This window comes from Candidatus Methylacidiphilales bacterium, from assembly GCA_033875315.1.
Lineage (GTDB): Bacteria > Verrucomicrobiota > Verrucomicrobiia > Methylacidiphilales > CAZTYG01 > JANRJG01.
The window spans coordinates 1-19,442 of record JANRJG010000011.1 but is presented as its reverse complement, the minus strand read 5'-3'; the positions used below and the strand labels follow the sequence as shown (position 1 = coordinate 19,442).

General features: G+C 60.8%; 20 protein-coding genes. 18 read left to right on the top strand and 2 right to left on the bottom strand.

The window, feature by feature from the left end; genetic code table 11:
* Window positions 1-104: 104 nt before the first annotated feature.
* From ribD to SFU85_03710, 8 genes are all read left to right on the top strand, one after another.
* Window positions 105-1,142, top strand: a complete 1,038-nt coding sequence (ribD, locus tag SFU85_03745) for a bifunctional diaminohydroxyphosphoribosylaminopyrimidine deaminase/5-amino-6-(5-phosphoribosylamino)uracil reductase RibD (protein ID MDX6765882.1) — start codon at window positions 105-107, stop codon at window positions 1,140-1,142.
* A 7-nt stretch (window positions 1,143-1,149) separates the two neighbouring features.
* Window positions 1,150-1,743 carry a riboflavin synthase gene (locus tag SFU85_03740; GenBank protein MDX6765881.1) on the top strand — a complete coding sequence of 198 codons (594 nt, stop codon included), beginning with the start codon at window positions 1,150-1,152 and terminating at the stop codon, window positions 1,741-1,743.
* 95 nt (window positions 1,744-1,838) lie between these two features.
* Window positions 1,839-2,006 carry a YqaE/Pmp3 family membrane protein gene (locus SFU85_03735; GenBank protein ID MDX6765880.1) on the top strand — a complete coding sequence of 56 codons (168 nt, stop codon included), beginning with the start codon at window positions 1,839-1,841 and terminating at the stop codon, window positions 2,004-2,006.
* Between the two features lie 4 nt (window positions 2,007-2,010).
* A complete protein-coding gene (locus tag SFU85_03730; protein MDX6765879.1) occupies window positions 2,011-2,535 on the top strand; it encodes a hypothetical protein in 525 nt (174 codons plus the stop codon).
* A 50-nt stretch (window positions 2,536-2,585) separates the two neighbouring features.
* The gene (hemW, locus tag SFU85_03725) at window positions 2,586-3,698 is read left to right on the top strand and encodes a radical SAM family heme chaperone HemW (protein MDX6765878.1); all 1,113 of its coding nucleotides are present in this window, start codon (window positions 2,586-2,588) and stop codon (window positions 3,696-3,698) included.
* A gap of 87 nt (window positions 3,699-3,785) precedes the next feature.
* Window positions 3,786-4,865 (top strand): galactokinase, encoded by a 1,080-nt coding sequence (gene galK / locus SFU85_03720; GenBank protein MDX6765877.1) that lies wholly within the window; start codon window positions 3,786-3,788, stop codon window positions 4,863-4,865.
* Window positions 4,866-4,945: 80 nt separating this feature from the next.
* Window positions 4,946-5,527: a hypothetical protein gene (locus tag SFU85_03715; protein ID MDX6765876.1), complete on the top strand. Its 582-nt coding sequence runs from the start codon at window positions 4,946-4,948 to the stop codon at window positions 5,525-5,527.
* A 61-nt stretch (window positions 5,528-5,588) separates the two neighbouring features.
* The gene (locus SFU85_03710) at window positions 5,589-5,963 is read left to right on the top strand and encodes a DUF2237 domain-containing protein (GenBank protein MDX6765875.1); all 375 of its coding nucleotides are present in this window, start codon (window positions 5,589-5,591) and stop codon (window positions 5,961-5,963) included.
* A 21-nt stretch (window positions 5,964-5,984) separates the two neighbouring features.
* Here SFU85_03710 and SFU85_03705 read toward each other — a convergent pair whose 3' ends face one another.
* Complete coding sequence (locus SFU85_03705; GenBank protein MDX6765874.1) at window positions 5,985-8,132, bottom strand: AMP-binding protein; 2,148 nt, start codon at window positions 8,130-8,132, stop codon at window positions 5,985-5,987.
* A gap of 108 nt (window positions 8,133-8,240) precedes the next feature.
* On the opposite strand from SFU85_03705, the gene SFU85_03700 reads away from it, so the two are divergent.
* The gene (locus tag SFU85_03700; GenBank protein ID MDX6765873.1) at window positions 8,241-8,522 is read left to right on the top strand and encodes an HU family DNA-binding protein; all 282 of its coding nucleotides are present in this window, start codon (window positions 8,241-8,243) and stop codon (window positions 8,520-8,522) included.
* A gap of 5 nt (window positions 8,523-8,527) precedes the next feature.
* On the opposite strand, the gene SFU85_03695 is transcribed toward SFU85_03700, so the two are convergent.
* Window positions 8,528-8,863 (bottom strand): hypothetical protein, encoded by a 336-nt coding sequence (locus SFU85_03695; GenBank protein MDX6765872.1) that lies wholly within the window; start codon window positions 8,861-8,863, stop codon window positions 8,528-8,530.
* Between the two features lie 59 nt (window positions 8,864-8,922).
* Between SFU85_03695 and SFU85_03690 the strand changes: the two genes are divergently transcribed.
* From SFU85_03690 to SFU85_03650, 9 genes are all read left to right on the top strand, one after another.
* Entirely contained in the window at window positions 8,923-9,450 is a 528-nt protein-coding gene (locus SFU85_03690) for a beta-ketoacyl synthase N-terminal-like domain-containing protein (GenBank protein ID MDX6765871.1), read from the top strand.
* The gene (locus tag SFU85_03685) at window positions 9,447-10,169 is read left to right on the top strand and encodes an SDR family oxidoreductase (protein ID MDX6765870.1); all 723 of its coding nucleotides are present in this window, start codon (window positions 9,447-9,449) and stop codon (window positions 10,167-10,169) included. The genes SFU85_03690 and SFU85_03685 overlap by 4 nt, the downstream gene beginning before the upstream one ends.
* Window positions 10,170-10,173: 4 nt before the next feature.
* A complete protein-coding gene (locus SFU85_03680; GenBank protein MDX6765869.1) occupies window positions 10,174-10,467 on the top strand; it encodes an acyl carrier protein in 294 nt (97 codons plus the stop codon).
* Window positions 10,464-11,615 (top strand): beta-ketoacyl-[acyl-carrier-protein] synthase family protein, encoded by a 1,152-nt coding sequence (locus SFU85_03675; GenBank protein ID MDX6765868.1) that lies wholly within the window; start codon window positions 10,464-10,466, stop codon window positions 11,613-11,615. Before SFU85_03680 ends, SFU85_03675 begins: the two co-directional genes overlap by 4 nt.
* A 387-nt stretch (window positions 11,616-12,002) precedes the next feature.
* A complete protein-coding gene (locus SFU85_03670) occupies window positions 12,003-13,616 on the top strand; it encodes an NHL repeat-containing protein (GenBank protein ID MDX6765867.1) in 1,614 nt (537 codons plus the stop codon).
* Window positions 13,617-13,638: 22 nt separating this feature from the next.
* Complete coding sequence (locus tag SFU85_03665; protein MDX6765866.1) at window positions 13,639-16,857, top strand: FG-GAP-like repeat-containing protein; 3,219 nt, start codon at window positions 13,639-13,641, stop codon at window positions 16,855-16,857.
* A complete protein-coding gene (locus SFU85_03660; GenBank protein MDX6765865.1) occupies window positions 16,850-17,800 on the top strand; it encodes a cohesin domain-containing protein in 951 nt (316 codons plus the stop codon). Before SFU85_03665 ends, SFU85_03660 begins: the two co-directional genes overlap by 8 nt.
* A gap of 58 nt (window positions 17,801-17,858) precedes the next feature.
* On the top strand, window positions 17,859-18,857 hold the full coding sequence (locus SFU85_03655; GenBank protein ID MDX6765864.1) for a lysylphosphatidylglycerol synthase transmembrane domain-containing protein: 999 nt from the start codon (window positions 17,859-17,861) through the stop codon (window positions 18,855-18,857).
* A 46-nt stretch (window positions 18,858-18,903) separates the two neighbouring features.
* Window positions 18,904-19,442: 3-deoxy-7-phosphoheptulonate synthase (locus SFU85_03650; protein ID MDX6765863.1), on the top strand; the 539-nt coding region annotated here is incomplete at its 3' end.

Below are 19,442 nucleotides of genomic sequence, written 5' to 3'. Positions count from 1 at the left end.
GCTGACTATAATGATGGTCCCAAAACAAACCAGCGCATTTGCATGATCTGGATGCGTGGACATCCGGGATTGGCCATGTTCCGTCCGCCTGCTTAAGTGGCGGGGTGAAGCCAGTCTCCGACCACGTGGATGCCGCCTACATGGAATGTGCCCTGACCCTGGCCGCCCGGGGCCTGGGTCGCACCAGTCCCAACCCGTGCGTCGGCGCGGTCCTCGTCCGCGGCCGGAAAATCCTCGGTCAAGGCTGGCATCGTCGCGCCGGAAGCGCCCACGCGGAAGTGCTGGCCCTCCGCCAAGCGGTCCGCCGGGGCCATTCCACGCGCGGGGCCACGCTTTATGTCACGCTCGAACCCTGTTGCACCCATGGACGGACCCCACCTTGCACCGGGGCCATCCTTGCCGCCGGAATCCAACGGGTGGTGGTCGCCGCCACCGACCCCAACCCCGCCCACGCCGGACGTGCCTACCGCATCCTCCGCAAAGCGGGCGTGACCGTCACCACCGGTGTGCTGGCCCGCCAGTCAGCCGCCCTGAACCGATCTTTCAACCACTGGATCACCACCGGCCGCCCCTGGGTCGTGGGCAAAGCCGCCTTCTCCCTTGACGGGAAAATGACCCGGCCCGACGGAAAACAATGGCTCACTTCCGCCACCGCCCGTCGCGATGCCCACCGTCTCCGCGCCACCTGCGACGCCATCCTCATCGGTGCCGGAACCGCCCGCCACGACGACCCCCGCCTGAACGTCCGTGATTCCCGCCTTCCCAGTGGACGCCTACAACCCTGGCGCGTCATCGTCACCCGCTCCGGAAGATTGCCCCGGCATCTCCATCTCATCACCGACGCGCAAAAAGACCGCACCCTGATCTACCGCCATCAATCCTGGTCCCGCGTGCTGAAAGACCTCGGGAAACGGGGTGTCACGCGCTTGCTGGTGGAAGGTGGGGGCGAGGTCTTGGACGACCTCGCCCGAAAAGGCCTGATCCAGGAGAGCATCCACTACTACGCCCCCTTCCATTTCCATAACAACCGCAAGCTGGTTTCCGCCGATCGTTTCCGCGCCCTTCCGCTCCAGAACACCCGCCTCACCACCCTCGGCCCCGATTTGAAGCTGGAAGGTATCGTGGCTTCGTTTAAAACCTGAATCGCGCATGTTCACCGGAATCGTCGAAGAAGCAGGCACAGTGGTCTCCCTCGAAACCACCCCCAAAGGCTGCCGCTATGTCGTCGAGGCCCCCCTCTGCTCGGCCGGTGCCCAACTGGGCGAAAGCATCGCCCACAACGGTTGTTGCCTGACGGTGGCGGCCATCGCGGGCCCACGGTTGACTTTCGATCTGTTGGAGGAAACCCGCCGCGCGACCAACCTCCTTGGCCTGAAGCCCGGCAGCCGGGTCAACCTTGAACGTTCGCTCCGCGCCGACGCCCGCCTGGGCGGGCATTTTGTCACCGGTCACGTTGATGGCACCGCCACCGTGCTCCGTTGGGAACGTGAGGGGTCGGACTATGTGCTGGAAGTCGAGGTCCCCGCCGGGGCCGGACGTTATCTGGTGCCGAAGGGTTGCATCGCCATCGATGGCATCAGCCTGACCGTGGGCAAAGTGGACGGACCCCGCTTCAATGTCTGGATCATCCCCCACACCTATCAAGTCACAACCTTACAGGATCGGAAACCCGGCGATGCTGTGAACGTGGAATTCGACCTCCTGGCCAAATACGCCGAGAAGTTGCTGGCCGCCAGGGGTTGAGGGCCGGGGTGCAAGCTGGGGAGGAAGTCCCGCCCGGTCCCCTGGAAAGCCCCGGTTTTGCTTTTCCCGCGTCCCTTGATCTGCATGATCCACCCATGGACCTTCTCAAAATCATCCTCAGCATCTTCCTTCCACCCGTCGCCGCCTTCCTCCAAGTCGGCCTGACCCTGCACTTCTGGCTCAACATCGTGCTGACCCTGTGCGGCGGCCTCCCCGGCGTCATCCACGCCCTCTGGCTGGTCGTGACCAAAAAGCGCGGATAAACGGATGTCCTATCGAGGCTTGGGACAGGGCGTCTTGTTTTTGTTGGTGCTTGTCTTCTTCGAAACCACCCACAGCCGCGCCTTGGGCCAAAATACCGCGGCACAGGCCAAGCAAGAAAAGACTGCTGTTTTGGTTGAAGGGCTCCTGGCCGATCTTCCAACGGGAACTCTCTATAGTCTTGATCCTTATCCAAAGCTGGACCTGCCTCGTGGCCGACAATTTCAGGGCTATCCAATTCTGGGTCAATGGCCACTGGCTTTGACGCATGAGCGAAGGGAAGTGTACAAGGTATTTCTCAAGTCGATCAGGAACAATCCGCGAGGGGATGTGGCCGAATGCTTCATGCCAAGGCACGGTCTTCGTATTCAGATTTCCGGAGGCCGGGTTGATTTTCTGATATGTTATCAATGTCTCACAGTCCGAATGATCCAGGACCATGCACATGAGGAGTTTGCGATTGATAAAGGGGGCGGAGTTTTCTTCAACGCATTTTTGAAGAAGCGCGGCGTGCCCCTCTCGCATTTGTAATGTAATAATCCCTGCTTTGCTCCGTTACCTTTGTTACCTTCTGTTTAATCATGCCTTCGCATTTCCGTTCCCCGATTTCCCATCTCTACGTCCACATCCCCTTCTGCACCCACATCTGCCCTTACTGCGCCTTCCACAAGGAACGCAACCTCCTGCCGGCCATGAAGGCTTTCCTTCCGGCGCTCAAGCTGGAAATCGCCCGCGCACGGGACATATTCGACCTTCAGCCTGAAACGGTTTTCTTCGGAGGGGGCACCCCCTCGGCCCTCAGCATCTCCCAACTGGAAGATCTCTTTTCCATCTGGCCCCGGACATGGACCGATGTTCCCGAGTTCACCTTCGAGGCCAATCCGATGACTTTCTCCCCCGACAAGGCTCGGCGGCTGCGGGACTGGGGTGTCAACCGCATCAGCCTCGGGGTGCAATCCTTCGACGACGGTCTGCTTCAACTCCTCGGCCGCACCCACCGCCGCGACGACATCCGCCGCACCATGGACCTCCTGCGCGGGGCCGGGTTCCGCAACATCAACGTCGATCTGATGTTCTCCCTCCCCGGCCAGACCATCGGCCAGTGGGTGGACAGCCTGGAGCAGGCCCTCGCCCTCCAGCCCGAGCACATCTCCACCTACAACCTCACATATGAGGAGGACACCGCCTTCCTGGAGAAACACCGGCGTGGTGAATTCGTCTCAGACGAGTCCACCGACCGCAGTCACTTCACCTGTGCCATGGATGTCTTGGAAACGGCGGGCTACGGTCAGTACGAAATTTCAAACTTCGCCCGGCCCGGTTTCGAGTCCCGGCACAACCAGGCCATCTGGGAGGGCCGGGACTACCTCGGCCTCGGCCCCAGCGCGGTTTCGACCGTGGGCGGCCTGCGTTGGAAAAACATCGCCGACACCCTCCGTTATGCCGCCTCGGTCCGGGAGGGCGGGCCATCGGAGCGGGAGGAGGAAATCCTCACAGAGGATCTGCGCCAAGATGAACGGACCATGCTCGCCCTCCGCACCCGCGAGGGCGTGCCCGCGGCCTGGCTGGTCCGGAAGGCGGAGGAAACCGCCCGTTTGCTGGAGGCCGGTCTGCTGGAGCGGAGCGGCGACCGCTTCACCCTGACGCGGTTCGGGAAACTGGTGGCCGATTCGGTGACCGAATTATTGGTTTGAGCGCCCCAAGAACCGGGCATGTCGCTTTTTCCTGAATTCTAAAAAAGCTTCGCGCCCTTCCCGCCCTTCGCGGTAAGATTCCTCCTTATGTCCTTTTCCGCCTACGCCCCCGGACGGGCTGAATTGCTTGGGAACCACACCGACTATAACGAGGGCTTGGTCCTTTCCCTTGCCATCAACACCGGCACCACCATCACCGGAACGATTCTTGACGACAACCGGTTGGTCCTGACCTCCCGGGACTTGCCCGATCGCTACGAAGGTTCGGTCCGTCGCATCGCACCCGGACCGGAGCACGCCTGGTACAACTACGTCCTTGGGGTCATCCAGGAACTCGGACACCGCCAGGTCCTGCTCGGCGGGGCCTCTCTGGAAGCTTCCTCCACCATCCCCATCGGGGCCGGCTTGAGCAGCAGCGCCGCCTTGGAGGCTGCCACCGCCCTCTTCTTCCAAAAGCTTTACCCCTACGACCTCGACCGTCTGGAAATTGCCAAAGCCTGCCAGGCCGCCGAGCACACCTACGCCGGCGTAAAATGCGGACTGCTCGACCAAATATCAGTCCTCATGGCCAAGAAGGACCACGCCACTTTCATCGATTGTCGCAGCTTCGAGGTCCGCCACCTCCCTCTGGGTGGCGATGCCCGCTTCGTCATCGTCAACTCCGGTGTCAAACATGCCCTGGTCGCGGGCGAATACAACGAACGCCGCGCTTCCTGTGAGGAGGCGGCCCGCTTGTTGGGAAAAAAAGCCCTGCGCGACACCCACGATGCCGAACTCGACGCCCAAAAAGACCGGATGCCCGAACGGGTGTGGAAACGGGCCAAACACATCACTGGCGAAAACCGCCGCGTCGCACTGGCGGTGGATTTCCTGGCCGCGGGCAACATGAGGGCCTTCGGGAAACTCATGGTGGAATCCCATGAAAGCTCAAAGGTGTATTTTGAGAACAGTTGCGAGGAATTGGATTTCCTGGTTGAGACGGCCGTGGCCAGCCCCGGCTGTCTGGGGGCACGCCTGAGCGGTGGAGGCTTCGGCGGGGCGACCATCAACTTGGTGGAGGCTTCCGCAGTGGACGCTTTCGCCTCCGCGGTCGATCAGGCCTACCGGGCCCGATACGGCACCGCCCCTCTTGTTGTGGCCACCCCGGCCTGTGATGGGGCGCGGTAGTCGATCGATTCTTGCCCTTGCCCGGGGGGGCATACGTGTTCATGATTCGCTGACAGGATTCCCCCCCCATCCCGACCGCCATGCGCACCTTAAGACTCGCCGCCAGGCTGCTTGAGGCCCTGTTTCTCCGGTTGCCTCCGGAGATCCGCGCCCACCCGGGCACGTATTTCGGTATCGGTGGGGTCATCCTCTTGCTGGATCTGGTGACCGGCATCCAACTCCAGGTTTCGCTCCTCTTGTTTTTTCCCGTGGCCCTCTGTTCCTGGTACTGCGGGCGAGGCTCGGGTTTCACTCTGGCGGTTGTTCTTTCCCTCGGACGCCTCCTCATCGCCCTATACGCCGAGGCCAATATTCCGCTGTTGTATTTTCTGGCCAATACCGCCATCCGCCTCGGGGTCCTCTCCGGGATCGCGCTTTTGACCGTGCGCGCCCGCGAGGCATTGCAATTGCAGGAGCGGGTGCGAATCCTCGAAGGCATCCTGCCCATGTGTTCGTTCTGCAAAAACATCCGCGACGAGGGAGGACGCTGGACCCGGGTCGAGTCCTACATCAGTGACCGTTCCACTGCCCAGTTTTCGCATGGCGTGTGCCCGGATTGCGCGCGCCAACACTACGGGATCGACCTCAATCCGGGCTCCGAGGGCCAACGGACCTCCGGTTGACCCCCCGGTGCGTTGGTGTAGTTTCTAAAAGCCGCCCCCTGCGCCCCGTATCCCGACCACCATGAACGCCAAGAATGTCCTCGGAACCCCGCTCATTCCCTGCAGCACCGAGCCGATGACCGGTTTCTACCGCGACGGATGCTGTCATACGGGTCCGGAAGACCATGGCAGCCACACCGTCTGCGCCGTCATGACCGCGGCTTTTTTGGAATTTTCCCGCAGCCGGGGGAACGACCTTTCGACCCCCAGGCCAGAGTATCATTTCCCTGGTTTGGTTGCGGGGGATCGCTGGTGCTTGTGCGCCGCCCGTTGGAAAGAAGCCTGGGAGGCCGGCCAGGCTCCGGGCGTGGTTCTCGAAGCCACCCATCAGGCCGCCCAACGCGTCATTCCTCGCTCGGTGCTGGAAGAACACGCCATTCTGGCCGACGCCTCCTGAAGCGGACGGCTTGGCTACCAGTTAGGTGTGCAGGAGCGCTTCCGCTGCGGCCTGGCACCCCCGCAGGTCCAACTTGCCCGAGGCCAGCGTCGGCACCGCGTCCACCCGGAGGTAATGTTTGGGTATCCAGAGATTGGGCAGTCCCCGGGCGGCCATGCCTTTGCGCACCACCTCGGGGTCGATGTCTTGGTTCGCCAGCACCACCAGGGCTTCACCCTTCTGGGCATCACGTATCCCCACCACCGCCAGGGACACTTCCCCCCCGCCCCGCAGGATCTCGAGCAGGTGGGTTTCCACCGTTCCGTGTGGCACCATCTCGCCGGCGATTTTGGAAAAGCGGCTCAACCTGCCGTCGATGTAGAGAAACCCATCCCCGTCCAGGTGGCCCACATCGCCGGAAACATACCAGCCGTCCCGCAGCACCTGTGCGTTGCGGACGGGGTCGCCCAAGTAGCCTGCGAAGACATTCGCCCCGCGGAATTCCAGCATTCCAGTAGAGGACAAGGGAAGGGCCTCTCCCGTTTCGGGATGGGAAACGCGGACCGCGATCCCGTAGAGCGGCCGTCCGACGCTTCCCACGGTCCGGCCGGGGGTGCGCCCACCCGCAGCTTCCACGACCCGGTCGGTGAGGTTGGTTGATATCACCGGGCTGGCCTCGGTCATGCCGTAACCCTCGCAGACCGGAATCCCGGTGCGGGATTCGAATTCCTGAAGCAACGGGGTCGGGAGTTTTTCCGCCCCCGTCACCACCAGGACGAGGGAGTCCAACTGCCCGGGTCCGGCCTTGCGCAACAACGAGCGCAGGAAGGTCGGCGTGGTGATCAACAGGGCAATGGCATGCCCGGCGACGATCGAGGCAATTTTGGCGCTGTCCAGGGGTGAGATATAAGTGACCACGCGCGGACCGCCGGCCAGCGGCCACCACAGGGTCACGGTGAATCCAAAACTGTGGAACAAGGGCAGACATCCCAGCAGGGAAGGAACGGTCCGGGGGGGCAGGATGGCCCCGACCTGGAGGATGTTGGCGATGAGGTTGCGGTGTGAAAGCGGAACCCCCTTGGGGTCGCCCGAACTCCCGCTGGTGAAGAGCAAACCGGCTTCGCGCGTTCCGCCATGTTCCGGAATGCCGAGATCCCGCAGGATGCAGCCGGCCGGCAGCAACAGGACCCGCAGGGCCCGCAGAAGGATGGCCGAGCGGCTGAATCCGGCCAGAAGGCGGGGCAGATCGAGGCGCGTGTTGGGCCAGGGAAAATCCCCGGCCTTGGCCACAAAGGCCTCGGCGGTGAAGGCGTGGGTCAGTCCGGCGGCGGCAATGGCACGCTCGTTGGCGGCCCGGCCCATGGTGAAGTTCAGATTGACCGGGGTTTTGTCGGCCAGCAGGCAGGCCAGATTGGCCAGGGTGGCCCCGAGTCCGGGAGGCAGGACGACGCCGACACGGGGACCGGGCACCTGTTGGCGGATCCAATCTGCCAGCAGCCAGGCCATCGCCAGGAGCAGGCCTCCGCGCAGGGAACGGTTGTCAGCATACGCATCGGTGATGATCGTGTGGAAGAATCGCCGGCGCAGGTTGCGCACCACCAGGGTGGCAAGGTGGCAATCCAGGATGGGCAGGTGTTCCAGCGCCCGGTTGCGCAGTGTTAGGATTTCTTCGGCCAGCGCATCCTGGTCCAACGCAGCCGGAGGGATGGGGGTGCCGGCATGAAGGTGGCAGGCCACCGCCGGGGTCCAATCTTCCAGCGGGGGCTGCGGTCGTCCGAGCCCGACACGGTCGGTGCGGAGGATCTCCAGCGGGATGACCGTGGCACGGGCCCGGCGGGCCGCCGACACCCGTTCCTCTGGGGAAAGCCCCCGGTGGACCCAGATCACTTGAAAGCCTCGCCGGTGGGCGTCGACGGTGCGTTCGGCCATCTCGTTCGCCGAACCCACGCAAACGGCTCCCAGCAGCCGCGCCCCCCAACGGGCCCGCCAGACCGGGGCAACCGGGGCATGGACCAAGACACGGCACGGACAACCCGTTCCGCTCAACTCACCGATCAATCCCGCCAACTCCAGCAACCCCGCGTTCTCCAGCCACCAAACGGTTTCCCGCCCCGTCCTGGACGGACGCCCTTCGATCCAACGGAAGCGGCAGAACGCGGACAACCACCAGGAAACCAGCAAGCCAAGCATGGCGCGAGCCTACCTGCCGGGCCCCACTCTGGCAAAAACAACCGCGCACTTGGGGGGATTGTCCGCGTTGGTTTTGACAAGAGACGAAGTCGGCGGCATCTTCACCCCATGCCCTGTTGTCGTTCCCAACTGGTGGAAGCGGTTCAGAAAACCTTGGGCCGCCAGACCAGCAAAGCCGCCGCCGAACGTGCCCTCAATGCCGTCTTGGAAGCGATCCAGAACGGGGTGCGGAAGGACAAGATCGTCCAATTGGTCGGCTTCGGGACATTCAAGCAGGTGCAGCGACGGGCACGCGCCGGGGTGAATCCCCGCAATCAGTCGAAGATCCGCATCCCGGCGCGCAAGAGCATCAAGTTCATCCCCGGCAAGGCATTCAAAGACAGCCTCTGACCCGCTCAGCGGCAACCACGCTGGCCATAAGGGTAATCATACCCCCGGCGATGGGAGATGTATCCATAAGAAGGTGCGTAGTAGTAGACCCGCGGGGCCGGATAAACCACCACCGGGGCCGGGCGGTAATACCCCGGGGCGTAGGAGGGCACCGCCCATGGGTAGCCATAACTCCCGTAAACCACCGGCCCACAGGACGGGCGAACACGGATCGGACGCGGGGCGCAATAATCCCCCCCTCCCAGATTGATGCTGACATTGACACCGGCCGAAGCGGTGGGAACCAAGGTAAAGAGGGCGAGGGTGGACAGGGCGGACAGGGTGACCAGGCTGGATTTCACGGACAATTTCATCATTTGCTCCTTTGCCGTTCTGACGACGGCACGGTAAAACGGATTCAGTGGACACCTTGCTCAGCGGGTATTTCGAGGGGGAATGCGGCGCCCAAGTGCCTCTGCCCGTGGAACGTCTGCGCCAACGCAAGGCGGCCAAATGGATGGGCTTGGAAACACGCTCCCTGCTGGCCGCTTCCCTCATCGCCGCTGACCGGGCCGGCTTGCCGGATGCCGAGCTTCCTTCTTGCGGCGTTTGCGTCGCCGCTCCGCCGGCGGAACTTCCCACCCCACTCCCCGCAGCCTTTCCCATGGACGTGGCGGCGGTTCGGGATCTGTTGCGCGACTGGCCCCCGCTGTGGCTGCTCGGCTGCCTGCCCAACATGGCCGCTTCCCACCTGGCCATCCAATTCCGTGCCGGTGGGCCTTGCCATACTTTGGCGACCTCTTCATGGGAAGAAATCACCCGACTTGCTTCCGCCTGGCTGCTGGAGGGGGAAGCCGACCGGGTCATCGCCTGTGGTCGTGGAGGTGACGGCCGCGTCCGCGCGGCGGTGTTCGACAGCTCACGACCCCGGAAGGGAGTTCAACCGTGAATCCGCCCGGTGTGTTGTCCGGCCGGCATATCCTTGTCACCGGAGCCGGGGGTGCCCTCGGGCGTGGATTGACCGCCGCTTGCGCGGCCGCCGGGGCAACCGTCGGGGCCTTCATCCGCCAGCGCCCGCCGGGTCCGGAGGTCCGGGCCTCCGCCGCCCCCGATCTGCAGGATGTGGATTCGGTCGCCCGGGCCCTCGGGGAGATCGAGTCCGTTTCCGGTCCGGTCCATGCCTTGATCCACGCTGCCGCCACCCATGGCGACCGGTTGGTGGCGCGCCAGAGCACCGCCTCCTGGTCGGAGATGGCGGAACAACCGCTGCGTTCGGCCTTCACCTGTTCCCGTGCCGTCCTGCCCGGTTTCTTCCGTTCCGGTGGTGGAGACATCCTTTATATTGGATCATTGGCGTCCATGCGCCCGCAACCGGGCCAGTGCGCCTACGCCGCCGCCAAAGGAGCCCTGGAAAGCCTGGCCCGTGCCCAGGCCCGTGAACTCGCCCCGAAAAACATCCGCGTCAATTGCCTGGCCCCGGGTTTCATCGACAGCCCGCGCCTGTCCGCCTTTTCACCGGAACAATTGGATGCGCTGCGCGCCCTCGTTCCCCTGGCCCGTTGGGCCTCGGTGGCGGAAGTGTCGGCCTGGGCGGTCTTCCTTCTTTCCCACCGCGCCTCTTACCTCACCGGTCAAACGATCCGGATCGACGGCGGCGCTTCCATTTGAATCCATGAAACCCAACCTCAACCCCGACCCCCACTCCCTCCTCCCCCGACTGAATGCCGAACTGGCGGCGGCCCTCGGTCTTGACCCAGCGGAAATCCAGCCGCAGTCCAAACTGGTCGACGATCTGGGTGCGGAATCCATTGATCTCATCGACCTCACCTTCCGGATTGAAAAAACCTTCGGCATCACCGTGCCGGAGGGGGAATTGTTCGAAGACCCCAAACATCCGGCCCGCCTTCTGACCGTGGCTGACGTCGCCGCCTACATCGCGGCCAAACTCGGGCCCCCCGGCGTGTGAGTACTGAATCCAAAGAGCGGGTGGCCGTGACCGGCCTGGGTGCGGTTACTGGATTTGGAACCGGATGTGCCGCACTCTGGGCTGGACTCTCGACCGGTAGTTCCGCGGTGCGGCGCTACGACCTATTCCCTTCCAAGGGATTTCCCGTGGCCATCGCCGCCCAGGCCCCGGGAATCCTGACAGAAGACCGGGCCCTGGTCCTGGGACGGACGGCCCTCCGCGAAGCACTGAGGCAGGCCTCACTGACCGATGCCGTGTCCGTCGGGCTGTGCGGAGCGGTGGGCTGGCCGGCCTGGCCGGCAAAGAATGAAAACGGCTTCGCGCACGGCCTTGATACCCTGGCCCGGGAGCACAACTTCCGTGGGCCGGTGCTTTCCTGTCTTTCCGCCTGCGCCGCCTCCACCCAGGCGATGGGCGACGCCGTGCGTTTGCTTCGGAACGGGGAGGCCGCGGCCGTGGCCGTTGTCGGGGCGGACACCCGTCTTTATCCCCTGGCGTTGCTGGGCTACCACCAGCTCGGTGCACTAACCACACACCACCGGGAAGACCCCGCGCGGGCCTGCCGCCCCTTCGACCGCGACCGCGCGGGCTTTGTCATCGGCGAGGGGGCGGGGGCCCTGGTGCTGGAAACCGAATCCAAGGCACATGCTCGCGGCGCAAAAGTGTGGGGCTTTATCCGTGGGACCGCATCCACCTGCGACGCCTTCCGCCTGACCGATCCCGAGCCCGGTGGAGTGATCGCGGCCCGCTGTCTGGAAGAAGCGATCACCCGTGCCGGATTGGAGCCCGCAGACATCGGCTACGCCAATCTCCATGGCACAGGCACTCCGGCCAACGACCGTGTGGAAGTAGCCGTGTTGCGGCGGGTTTTCGGTGAAAAGCTGGGCCAAGTGCCCTGCGGATCATTCAAATCGATGATCGGGCACCTTTCCATGGCAGCGGGAGCGGTGGAAATAATTGGCACACTTCTGGCTCTGCGGTTTGGCGTGTTGCCGCCCACCCGGAATCTGGATCATATTTCAGAGGATTGCCTAGGGCCAGACTGGATCCAAAACAGTCCTCGCCAAGCCACCCCACGTTTCGCACTCAAAGCTTCATATGGTTTTGGCGGCCAGAATTCAACGGTGGTGCTGGAAGCCACAGGATGAACCGCGGTGGCCCACCTGCCACTGACAAAAAGTTCGCGGCGCATCAAGAGCGAGAATCACTCCTACCGTGGCAAATCACCCGGGCTGCTTTGGTGTTTTGTGGCTTATTAGCGACCTTAAAACAGGCGTCCGGGGGAGGGCTGATGACGGCGCGAGCAAAGTCAAGCAACCCCTGGACCATATCAATACCGCACTCGCCAATGCTGTAGATAGGCTTTGTTTTTAATCCGCGGTTGTTGTATACAATAGGGCCCTCAAAAAATTTCATCAAATCCCCCAAAAGTCGGAGCCCCCATGAAATGCCCCACCCTACTATCATCTGTTGTTCGGATTGTTTTCCCCGTGGCCCTATGCGTTTTGTATATCAATCCATTATGTGCCCAATCGATGCTCCAAGACCGATGGCAGAGTGGCTACTTGGAATTCAAAAACGACCCGTTTCCCACTTCACCGAAAACTTCCGCTGCTTTTGACGAGGCGGGAAATATCTATTGTGCCAAAGGATACACCAATGGCCCCAAAAGCCCCGGGAAAAACATCCTGAAATTTGATGCCACCGGTAATTTTGTGAGGACATTCGGGTCGTTCAGCCATCTGGGAGGCATTGCCTGCCGAAACAACGAGGTCTTTGTTCTGGATTTGTTTGGGACTAAAAAAATATCCGTATTCAGCCCGGACGGTGCCCTGTTGCGGCAATGGGGCGACTCGGGATCGGGCAATGGACAGTTCGGCATATTTAGCACCAACTACAGCGGCATATATAACGGGCTGGCCGTTTCCAGCGAAGGTGAAGTTTTTGTAGTGGACCCCGGCAATGCCCGGGTGATGGTTTTTGGAAGTAACGGAACCTATCTCCGTCAATGGGGGGGATCCGCCTTGGTTCCTGGGAGCTTTGGCAACGGGTTGAGTCCCAGCCCCAGCGGAGTAGCACTGGGCCCCGACAACCGAGCTTACGTGACTTCCCCTCATTCATCCTTGGCTGTGCAGATTTTTTCCAAGAACGGGGAATACCTGAGTAAAATCAACTTCAATGATGCCGCCACTGCCGTGAGCCCGGACGGCGTATTATGGTCCGGCGATTACGCCTTCCAGATGAATACGCCCGAAGGGGAGAGTGCTAGCGGAGACAAGCCCTTTGAATATGTCATGGGTCTGGCCTTCAATCAAAAAGGAGACATGGTCGCGGTGGGCAGCGTATCAGGCAGCGGTTCCTACACAGGAAGCCACCCCATCAGATACTACCGCAGGGTTTACGGAACCTCTTGGAGTCCCGTTTACAGCAGTTCTAATCCCTTGGGGGCCAACCGCGCTAATACGGCCGGAATTGATGTGTCCCCATCCAGCACCACATCGATTCCACAGCCCTTGGTTCTCAAATCCGTCCAACGCCCCGGAACGGCTCTCATGGACATCGATTTTTCCGTCAAAGATGCCGACTCACCCACGGTCACTGTGGCTGCGCTGGCCTTGGCCAATGGCACAGTAAGTCTCGCCAACGTTCTCAAATTGAAAACGCTTGTCGACGGAACAGGATCCAAACTGGGGACCAACATTGCAACGAACACCACCCACCGCTTGACTTGGGATGTGGCGGCGGATTGGAGCACCAGTTTTGGCCAGGTTAAAATCGAAATCCTGGCCAATGATGGCCGTAATCTATTCCCTTTCCATTGGATCACCCTTCCCGCCGAAGGTACCAACCCATCCCTGACCCTCAGCAAGCGGCCCATGGTCGACGAAGATTATTTCTACCTCTGGTTCTGGCTCATTGCCACGGGTGATCCTTCCATCACGCTCACTTCGGGAAAGGTTTTCGGGGTCGGAGGCAGTTACAATGGGATTGAATTGGCATCCGGAACGACCACGACGACCCAGGGCAAGAGTTTCCTGTTGGCCAAATTGGGTGCCCGGGCCATCACGGCCCAGGAGTTGGCGCGCGCCCAGGGCGGCAACTACAACTTCGAAAAGCTGAGCACCTCCACGGCAGTCAAGCTTCCCTGATCCCCCGCCCGGCACCCACACCATGAAACGGGCTTCCCAACCGCGAGGCATCTTCCAAGCCGCCCTTGCTGCGGCATGGTTGCTTTCCGGAACCTGGACCCAAGCGGCCGTCGTGCAGTTCACCCAACAGTCGAATCCTGCCGGCCTTTTCACCACCAACAGCACTGCTGTGGAATCCTCCACTTCCGCCACCTCCCTGACCGCAGCCGCATCTATCAACGGATACCGCTTCACCCATTGGGAAGTCCAGGGAGTGCGGCAAAACGATGTCTACGGTCGTGGAAAAACCAGCTTTTCAACCGTGGTCTATGAAAACACCACTGCGGTCGCCCAGTATCTACTGGAAACTCTGGATTCCGATGTCGATGGTGTGCCGGATTGGTTTGAAATCCACTATATGGGAGATCTGACCCGCTCCGCAGCCGACGACTCCGACAACGACCAACTGAGCCTCATCAATGAATACAAGCGAGGCTATCATCCGCATCTGCCCGACGGCCTGAGTGAGGGCGGGTTCAGCCGCCGCAGATCGGAATCCTCCCTGGTCATCCAAAATCCCCTCTACGCCCTGCTGAAGGAATTGAGCGACCCGCCTGGAATCCTTGCCAACGAAAGAGCCATCGCCCTGGGCACTACGGTGACCCTGGCAACCGCCCCAACGACCTACAACAATACCTACCACTGGGTGGGCTGGTTCCAAGGCTCCACCCGCCTGGACAAACCGTTGGTACCGGCGCCCCAAACCTTGGTGATGTCAGCTGCAACCACAGTCACCGCCCGTTACGTGGATGATTCGATCGATTCAGACGTTGATGGAATATCCGATTGGTATGAATGGTTCTTTTTTACCTCCCTGTCCCAGGCCGGCGATTCGGATAGCGACGGGGATGGAATTAGCGTGTCAGTGGAGAAAACTAGGGGCTATTCTCCCCTCTTGACGGACAATTTGGTCGAAGGCGGCATTTCCCGAAGGCAGGGAGAACTCAGTGCGGTCAATCTGGCCGGCTTGTCCACTTGTCGGATTCTCAGCAATCCCCCGGGTATTCAAAATACGGTGACGACCGTTCCCAACCTGACCACGATCACCACGCCCAACCTCCTGAGTTCGTTCTATAACGGTTATTACTTTGCCTATTGGGAACGGGATGGTGTGCAACAACGGGATGCCAATGGAATCGCCTTGGGCGAATTGTCTTTCTCGGTCAGCCAGAACACCACCGCCACGGCATTCTACCTGTTGGGGTCGCAGGATAACGATGCGGACGGAGTTGCGGATTGGTATGAACTCCGCTATTTTCCTAACTTGACGCAAAATGCCGGCTCTGACGCGGATGGCGACAATGTCAGCCTGCAAGTGGAAGCCACCCGCAACTACCATCCACGACTGAAGGACACCCTTGCGGAAGGCGGCATTTCCCGGAGGCGAGGGGAACTAACCACCATCAACCTCCAGCCTTACGAAAGCCTTACCGAAGTCCAGGTCAAAGGAAAACTGGAGGGGGTCTTCTCGGATTTCCCGGAATCGCCGTCGGGATGGAACTTCGGACCGGCCCCTGCTCCCGCTTTGGGAGATTGGGACGGGGATGGCGATCTGGACCTCTTTGTCACCAGTCAGAGCGGCCTCTTGGTTTACCAAAACAAAGGCACGCCCTATAAATCCAACTTGTCCAACGAGACTTCCAACTTCACAGCTGTTTCCAATGCCCTCTCCGGTATGACCGGCGCTCTTTTGGCAATCGGCGATTGGTCGCGCGACGGCCATGCGGATCTTGTGATCAGCGGTGGTGGTTCGAATCTGGTCTTCTTTAAATCCTCGGGGCAATGGAATACACCCACTGCCGCCACCCCGGATTATGTGCTGGCCGCAGGACTTCCGGGTGCACTCCCAGCCCTTGGCGACCTGAACAACGACAGCCGGCCGGATCTGCTGCTGATCGGCACGGATGGCATAGCCCGGGTTTATTGGCATACCGGATATGGTGCGGCCCCCTACTCGGCATCCAACACGACGGATAACTTCCTCGGCATGTCCGTTCCCGGCTCTTTGTCCGCAGGAATTGCCGACATCAATTTTGACAGCATTCCAGATGTGTTATTGTCCGACACTGCCGGAAGGATCTGGGAATTCAGGGGGCAAGAGGGTTCTTCTCCCACTCTTTACAGCAAAGTATGGGCGGGAACCGGGGAAAACTTTGCCGATGGCCTGCGCATCGCCGTGGCCGATTGGGACGGGGACGGGGATGCCGATTACCTGGGCGGTGTGGCCAACGGCGGCTTGATTGCACGCATGGATCCCCGGGTCGGACGGCCCATGGGTTTGACGCTGGCCGAAGGTGCCAAGTCCATCAATTTGGAATGGATTCCTGACCGCCAGTCACGGATTGCTGGATATGAAATCTACCGGGCGACACAATCCACGGCGAACCCCTTCAACATCATCAATATGGAGCCGGTCACGCTGCCCAGATACAAGGACTCCCCCCCAAGTCTGACCACGCTTTACCATTATTATGTGACCGCTCTGTCGAAGGCTTTTTATCCCGGCAACACCCTTCCCGTGCTCGTGGAAAGCCCCCGATCCGACACGGTCAGCGGTGCCATCAACAAGGTTGTCCTTTCTCTCCGCGACAAAAAAGTCAAGGCGGGGGCCAAAGTTAAATTCGACATATCAATCGACAATGCGGCCGACATTCGCGGTCAGGGCATGCAACTCGATATCCAATATCCCACCGGTCAGCTCACTCCGGTTTCCCAAGTCGATTCCGACGAGGCTTCCATCACCACAACGGGGTTGAGCCGCAATCTGGAGTTCATAGACAACGGTTTGATCGCCAACGGTCACCTGCTCTTTTCGGGAACCGGGGGCACTCTAAAGAACGGCTCAGGGAAAATGCTCACTTTGCACTTCGTGGCTTCAGGGCAGCTTGCCAAGGGAACCCGGATGGAGGTTTCCATCCCCCATGCCGAGTTTTATGACAACTTGGGAAATCCCCTGGCTGTCACCATACGAAATGTGGGCTATGTCATCGTGGATGCCGCCTACCAAGAGGGCGATATCAACGGCGATGGTGTCGTCAGCAAAGAAGACAAAACCCGGCTCCTGGCACTGCTGAAGCCCAAAGCGGCGGCTCCCACTGAAGATGAACTTTCCGCAGGAGACTTGAATAACAACGGCATTTTGGATCAAAACGATCTGGTTCTGCTGGTCCGTCTATTGGACGGACTGTCAGTGGATGAGTAAAAGGAGTATAACCATGCATTCCGGTAATTGGATCGCAGTCTGCCTTCTGGTAGTCATTCTGAGCCGGCCGACGGACAGTGTGGCCCGCACTGTTTCTTTGCCCGATTACCTGGCCAATCCCGGGTCCCGTGTCAAAGTCCCTGTTTATCTCGATGACGCCACGGGAATCGCCTCGATCAAAATAAAAATCAATTACGATTCCTCCGCCCTCGTATTCAACGAGGTCGAATGCACACAACTAGGACTCCAATTCGAATTATCCCAGGCCGATGACGATGGTGTCATTTCCCTGATTCTCTTCCGCCATTCCAACCTGACTTCGGGATCGGGCATGCTTCTGTTGCTGGATTTCCAGGTAAACGCCGGCGCCGCCGAGAATCTCGTCAAGAGCCTGGCCGTTGCAGACGTCCAATTCGGGGACAGTTCCGGTGTCGTTTCCATGGATCCATCAGGCAGTTTGTCGGTGCGTGAAGGAAAGATCACTGTCACACCGGACCCGCATATTGATAATTTTCACAATGGTCTGCCCGATTGGTGGGAACAACTACACCAACTCGACCTCTTTTCCGCCTCAGCCGGGACGGATGACTTGGATGGTGACGGCAATCCCAATCTGACAGAATTCGTTCTGGGCTCGAACCCTCATGTTTCTGACAACGCCGCCTACCAAGGCACGATGGCCACCAACGAAGCACCCGAAGGCACATTTCTGACCCTCCAGACCAATCGCCGGAATCTTCTTCCTCCTGGAATGCACGCTGTCTTTGAAGAATCTCGGGACATGCTCGAGTGGCAGGCCATCGACCTTTCCACTCAAATGGTTGGCTTTCCGGTGGGGATTGGGGATGGTATTGAAAAAGTAACCATAAGAACTTCATTCCCCATGGTTGGCCCCCAGTCTTCTCCAAAGGGATTTTTGCGACTTCGAATTTTGAGCGACTGATCGGCCTCATGTTCCGGCTGGTATCGTGCAGCGGTCCTGCTTGAGTGGGAGGCTTCTCATGCCGAAAAAACGACCGTTGTTCTCCTGGGGCCTGCTGCTCCGTCTGTTGGTCACAGCGGGCGGGGTCGGTTACCTCTGCTTTTTCAAGGACTGGGGCACCATCCGTGACGCGGTGCACCAGGCCGCACTGCCCTGGCTGGCGGCGGCCTTTGCCGCCTACGGCCTGACGACGCTCCTCGGCATCTTCCGCTGGCACCTCCTGCTCGGCGCTTGCGGGGCCCCGGTGGCTTTCACCCGTACGGCCCAACTCACCCTCATCGGCCTTTTCGCCAACACGTTCATGCCGGGAGGCATGGGAGGCGATCTGTTCAAGGCCGTCCTCGTGGCCCGCGAGGCCCCGTCGGTCAAACCCACGGTCATCATGTCCATTGTCATGGAACGTGTGCTCGGTTTCGTGGCCATGTTCATGGTCTCCACCACCCTCATCCTCGGTCGTATCGGTCCCCTGACCGAGGAACCCGTCACCCGCTACGCCGTCATCCTTTACTTCGCTGTTTTTTTCCTCACCCTCGCGGTCATCGGGTTGGGCAGCATTCCCGGGATCGGGGCGCGCCTGCCTTTCTGGCAGCGCCTGCCGGTGCGGGAAAAGCTGGCGGAAGCGGGAAAAGCCTACCAATTCTTTCTGCATCACAAGTCGTGTTTCTGGGGTGGGTTGCTTTATTCCGTCGCCGCGCACCTCTCGCTCCTCTTCAGTTGTTACGCCGTGGCCATGGCCCTCCGGCTGGAACTCGGTTTCTGGGATCTGGGAGCCGTCCTGCCGCTCATCGCCCTGGTCACCCTGGCCATTCCCTCGGTCGGCGGCCTGGGAGTGCGCGAACTGGCCTTCCAGCATTTCCTAACCTATGTTTCAGTAACCAAGGAAACTTCCATCGCGCTCTCCCTTGTCTTTTTTGCGGTCACCCTCGGTTGGGGCTTTTCCGGCGGTTTGGTCTACCTCTTTTACCGCTCGGCCCACCCCCGGGCGGTGGAACCGCAACCCGACGAAGGGGATGTCTGAATTCCGGCTCGCCCACCCGGCCTGACCGGCCTAGAGTTGGATCGCCATGTCCCTGATCCCCCTGCAGAACATCCACGTCCAGTCTTCGGTGAGACTGCCGACGCCGCGCTTCTTGCGCGACGAGATCCCGATGGGCTCGACCTGCCTCGACACCGTGGTCGCCGCCCGCACCACCATCCAGAACATCCTCCAGCGCCGGGATCCCCGCCTGCTCGTCATCGTCGGGCCCTGTTCCATCCATGACCCCGAGGCCGCCCTGGAATACGCCGGCCGGCTGGCCTTGCTCCACCGCAGCCTGGAAGACCGCCTCTTTATCGTCATGCGGGTCTATTTCGAAAAACCCCGCACCACCGTCGGCTGGAAGGGTTTGATCAACGATCCCCATCTGGACGGGACCTGCGAGATTGCCCAGGGCATTGAGTTGGCCCGGACCATTTTGCTCAATGTCAACGGCAAAGGCCTCCCCTGCGCCACCGAACTACTCGACCCGGTCACGCCGCAATACATTGCCGACCTGTTGAGCTGGACCGCCATCGGCGCGCGCACGACCGAAAGCCAGATCCATCGCGAAATGGCCAGCGGACT

What these genes read in the sequence shown, in the direction of transcription:
- SFU85_03735 (MDX6765880.1), top strand. Translation starts at nt 1,839, where the DNA reads ATGGACCTTCTCAAAATCATCCTCAGCATCTTCCTTCCACCCGTCGCC.
- SFU85_03715 (MDX6765876.1), top strand. Translation starts at nt 4,946, where the DNA reads ATGCGCACCTTAAGACTCGCCGCCAGGCTGCTTGAGGCCCTGTTTCTC.
- SFU85_03710 (MDX6765875.1), top strand. Translation starts at nt 5,589, where the DNA reads ATGAACGCCAAGAATGTCCTCGGAACCCCGCTCATTCCCTGCAGCACC.
- SFU85_03660 (MDX6765865.1), top strand. Translation starts at nt 16,850, where the DNA reads ATGAGTAAAAGGAGTATAACCATGCATTCCGGTAATTGGATCGCAGTC.
- SFU85_03665 (MDX6765866.1), top strand. Translation starts at nt 13,639, where the DNA reads ATGAAACGGGCTTCCCAACCGCGAGGCATCTTCCAAGCCGCCCTTGCT.
- SFU85_03705 (MDX6765874.1), bottom strand. Translation starts at nt 8,132, where the DNA reads ATGCTTGGCTTGCTGGTTTCCTGGTGGTTGTCCGCGTTCTGCCGCTTC.
- SFU85_03670 (MDX6765867.1), top strand. Translation starts at nt 12,003, where the DNA reads ATGCTCCAAGACCGATGGCAGAGTGGCTACTTGGAATTCAAAAACGAC.
- galK (MDX6765877.1), top strand. Translation starts at nt 3,786, where the DNA reads ATGTCCTTTTCCGCCTACGCCCCCGGACGGGCTGAATTGCTTGGGAAC.
- SFU85_03700 (MDX6765873.1), top strand. Translation starts at nt 8,241, where the DNA reads ATGCCCTGTTGTCGTTCCCAACTGGTGGAAGCGGTTCAGAAAACCTTG.
- SFU85_03730 (MDX6765879.1), top strand. Translation starts at nt 2,011, where the DNA reads ATGTCCTATCGAGGCTTGGGACAGGGCGTCTTGTTTTTGTTGGTGCTT.
- SFU85_03740 (MDX6765881.1), top strand. Translation starts at nt 1,150, where the DNA reads ATGTTCACCGGAATCGTCGAAGAAGCAGGCACAGTGGTCTCCCTCGAA.
- hemW (MDX6765878.1), top strand. Translation starts at nt 2,586, where the DNA reads ATGCCTTCGCATTTCCGTTCCCCGATTTCCCATCTCTACGTCCACATC.
- SFU85_03655 (MDX6765864.1), top strand. Translation starts at nt 17,859, where the DNA reads ATGCCGAAAAAACGACCGTTGTTCTCCTGGGGCCTGCTGCTCCGTCTG.
- SFU85_03680 (MDX6765869.1), top strand. Translation starts at nt 10,174, where the DNA reads ATGAAACCCAACCTCAACCCCGACCCCCACTCCCTCCTCCCCCGACTG.